4 protein-coding genes are annotated in these 3796 nt (G+C 69.2%); 2 read left to right on the top strand and 2 right to left on the bottom strand.

The features are described from left to right. The coding region (locus tag AC27VN_RS35370) for a LysR family transcriptional regulator (protein ID WP_490879631.1) at positions 1-795 on the bottom strand (795 nt) is incomplete at its 3' end. A 132-nt stretch (positions 796-927) separates the two neighbouring features. Between AC27VN_RS35370 and AC27VN_RS35365 the strand changes: the two genes are divergently transcribed. Beyond that, positions 928-1728 carry an alpha/beta fold hydrolase gene (locus AC27VN_RS35365; RefSeq protein WP_490879630.1) on the top strand — a complete coding sequence of 267 codons (801 nt, stop codon included), beginning with the start codon at positions 928-930 and terminating at the stop codon, positions 1726-1728. Positions 1729-1998: 270 nt separating this feature from the next. Further along, positions 1999-2379, top strand: coding sequence for a hypothetical protein (locus AC27VN_RS35360; RefSeq protein ID WP_057598380.1), 381 nt, complete (start codon positions 1999-2001; stop codon positions 2377-2379). Positions 2380-2510: 131 nt separating this feature from the next. Here the strand turns inward: AC27VN_RS35360 and AC27VN_RS35355 are convergent, their stop codons facing one another. Continuing rightward, positions 2511-3662: an acyl-CoA dehydrogenase family protein gene (locus AC27VN_RS35355; RefSeq protein WP_490879629.1), complete on the bottom strand. Its 1152-nt coding sequence runs from the start codon at positions 3660-3662 to the stop codon at positions 2511-2513. Positions 3663-3796 lie beyond the last annotated feature (134 nt).

Below are 3796 nucleotides of genomic sequence, written 5' to 3'. Positions count from 1 at the left end.
GCTGCCGGGCAGGTGGCGGCCCGCAATGGAGCGCAGCCGGCCGTCGCGCAGTTCTTCCTCGATCAGGAAGCGCGGCATGTGGCCCCAGGCCAGGCCCAGCAGGATCACCTCCTTCTTCATGAGCTGGTCGGCCACGGTGCACTGGTGCGCGCCCTCGATCAGGAAGTGGTCCTGGGGCGGCGTGTGGCGCGCCGTGTCGCGCATCACGCACTGGGTGTAGGCGCGCATGCGCTCGGGCCCCGGCGCGCGCGGCAGCGGCTCGGCCAGCAGGGCCGGCGCCACCACGGGCACGAAGGGCACCTTGCACAGGTCGATCCATTCGAGCCGCGGATCGCGCTTGTCGATGCCGTGCAGGATCAGGTCGGCCTCGCCGTCGAACAGCCGCTCGGCCGGACCGGCCACCGCCTCGAAGTACAGCGCGAGCCGCGTGCCCGGGCACTGCGCGAAGAAGCGCGCCAGCATCGCCAGCACCTGCGGCCGCGGGCACAGGTCGCCGATCACCACGCGCAGCTCGCTTTCCTCGCCCACCGCGAGCTGGCGCGCATGGCCGCGCAGGCCCTCGAGCTCGCGCAGCAGCGACTGCGCGCGCGCATGGAAGGAGCGGCCGGCCTCGGTGGGCTGCACGCGGTAGCCGCCGCGGTCGAGCAGCACCAGGCCCAGTTGCCGCTCGAGCTTGGCCACGGCCGCGAACACCGCCGGGTGCGAGCGATGCAACTGCGTGGCGGCGGCCTGGAAGCCGCCCGCGCGCACCACCGCGTCGAAGCATTGGAGGTCATGCAGGGTGAATTCGCTCATGTTCGATTTGCTGACAAGGATTGATCGAACTTTGTAATTTCTTTCGCCAAGGGGCGCAACTACGATTTGTGCCACGGTGATCGCCGTTGCAGGGGCCCCGGGGCTCCGAAGCCATGCCAAGGAAAGCACGCCATGAGCCACTTCACCCACACCACTACCGCCGGCGACGGCGCCCGCATCGCCTACCGCTTCGATGGCGATGCCGGCAAGCCCGTGCTGGTGCTGTCGAACTCCATCGGCACCACGCTTTCGATGTGGAACGGCGAGGTCGAGGCGCTGGGCCGGCATTTCCACGTGCTGCGCTACGACACGCGCGGCCATGGCGGCTCGGGCGTCACGCCGGGCGCCTATTCGATGGACCGGCTCGGGCGCGACGCGATCGAGCTGCTCGACGCGCTGGAGATCGAGCGCGCGCATTTCCTCGGCCTCTCGCTCGGCGGCTTCATCGGCCAGTGGCTGGGCGTGCATGCGCCCGAGCGCATCGACCGGCTGGTGCTGGCCAACACCTCCTCGTGGCTCGGCCCGGCCAGCGTGTTCGACGAACGCATCGTCGGCGTGCTCGCCGCCCCCGACATGAAGGAGACGGCCGAGGGCTTCCTGCGCAACTGGTTCCCCGAGCGGCTGCTGACCGAGAACGGCCCCGTGGTGCAGGCCTTGCGCCAGGTGCTGCTCGAGATCGACCCGCAGGGCCTGGCCGGCGCGCTCGCCGCCGTGCGCGACGCCGACCTGCGCCGGCCCATTGCGCTGATAGAGCGGCCCACGCTGGTGATCGCGGGGGAGTTCGACCCGGTCACGGCCGCGAGCCATGGCGAGCTGATCGCGGCCACCGTGCCGGGTGCGCGGCTGCTGACCTTGCCCGCGGTGCACCTGTCGAACGTGGAGTTTCCGAAGGAGTTCGTGGGCGCGGTGGTCGATTTCCTCGAGGGCCGCTGAAGAGGAGGCGGGAGGGGGCAGGCGGGGCGCGGACGATCGATTGTTTCCTTCCCGTGAACGCCGCGGTTCCATTTGCCTAGGGTTTTTACCTAGGTTCGAGGCGCACAATTCATCTCACGGACCAGCCGCCGACTCCAAGACAAGCAGAAGGCAGCGACTGATCTGGGTGAACAGGCACTGACGAGGTGGCCGCCCCCGAAGGGACGGCGCCCCACCAAGACCGGTTCGAATCATCCAAAGTCAAGTCACAAGAATTGAAGGAATACTCAAATGAACGCCTCGAAGCTCCTCTCCGCCGTTGCCCTCTCCCTGCTCGCCGCTGCCGGTGCAGCCCATGCAGAAACCTACGAGGGTGTGCATCCCCTGACCTCGGCCGCCAGCCGCGCCGAAGTCGCCGGCCAGGCCGTCATCGCCGCTCGCAGCGCCGATCCCTATGCCGAAGGCGCCAACGCCGGCCCGGCCCAGGTGATCGTGTCGCAGACCAGCCGTGCTGCCGTGCGTGCCGAAGCCGTTGCCGCCGCACACAGCGACAACCCCTACGCCGAAGGCGCTTCGTCGGGCGTGGCGCCGCTGGTCGCCAGCACCGTGGATCGCAATGCGGTGCGCGCACAAGCCCGCGCTGCTGCCCGCGGCGACTCGCTGCCGCTGTAATCGGCACCCGGAACGCGGTCGCATCGCGGGGTCAACCCCCACGATGAGGCCAGTGGTTCGATCCATAGGAAGCCGGCCCTCGCGAAAGCGGGGGCCGGCTTTTTCATGGGGGCGCCCGCGCGTCGCGCGATTCACGCGCCCAGCTTGCGCGCGATCAGGTCCTTCATGATCTCGCTGGTGCCGCCGTAGATGCGCTGCACGCGCGCATCGGCATACATGCGCGCGATCGGGTACTCGACCATGTAGCCGTAGCCGCCGAACAGCTGCAGGCACTCGTCGGTCACCTTGCCCTGCTGCTCGGTGCACCACAGCTTGGCCATGTAGGCGGCCTCCTGGTCGAGGGTGCCGTCGACCAGGCGCTGGATGCAGTCGTTGACGAAGCTGCGCACCACGTGCGCGATGGTGGCGCACTCGGCGAGCTTGAAGCGCGTGTTCTGGAAATCGAACACGCTGTGGCCGAAGGCCTTGCGCTGCCGCGTGTACTCCACCGTCAGTTCCACCGCGCGCTCGATCACCGCCGCGGCCGGCACGCACAGGAACAGCCGCTCGTACGAGAGCTGGCTCATGAGCTGGATGAAGCCGTCGCCTTCCTTGCCGCCGAGCAGATGGTCGGCCGGCACGCGCACGCCGTCGAAGAAGAGCTCGGCCGTGTCCGACGCATGCTGGCCCAGCTTCTCGAGCCGCCGTCCCACGCGAAAGCCCGGCAGGTCTTCAGTCTCGAGCACGACCAGCGACACGCCGCGGCTGCCCGCCTCGCCGGTGCGCACCGCCACCACCAGCAGGTTGCCCGAGAAGCCGTTGGTGATGAAGGTCTTGGCGCCGTCGATCACGTAGTGCTCGCCTTCGCGCCGTGCGCGGGTGCGCAGCGCCTTGAGGTCCGAGCCGCAGCCGGGCTCGGTGAGCGCGATGCCGGCCAGCAGTTCGCCGCTCGCGAGCCGCGGCAGCCAGCGCTGCTTCTGCGCCTCGGTGCCGTAGTCGAGGATGTAGTGCGCGGCGAGGTTGTGCACGCCGGTGTTGGCGGGAAACTCGGCCTTCGCCAGTTCGTCCTGCACCACCATCTGGTAGGCGAGCGAGGCACCGGCGCCGCCGTAGGCCTCGTCGATCTCGGGCAGCAGGAAGCCCATTTGGCCGAACGGGCGCCAGACCTCGCGCGGGATGAAGCCCTGGCGGCGCCAGCCTTCCAGTTGCGGCGAGAGCTCGGCCGCGATGTAGCGGCGCACCTGTTCGCGAAAGGCATCGATGTCTTCGTCCATCCAGCGATGGCGCAGCAGTTGGGGCAGCATGGTTCTTTCGGGTGTTCGTTCAGGTCCTGGCGCGCGCGAGAAAGCGCGCGCAGGCGTCGTTGAAGAATGCGCCGGCCACGTGCCGGCGCTGGGCTTCGCATTCGCCGGCCAGTTGCTCGGCCAGCGTGCGGTCG

The sequence above is a fragment of the Variovorax sp. 20P10.2.4 genome (assembly GCF_058244205.1).
This window is presented reverse-complemented; position numbering and strand designations above follow the sequence as displayed.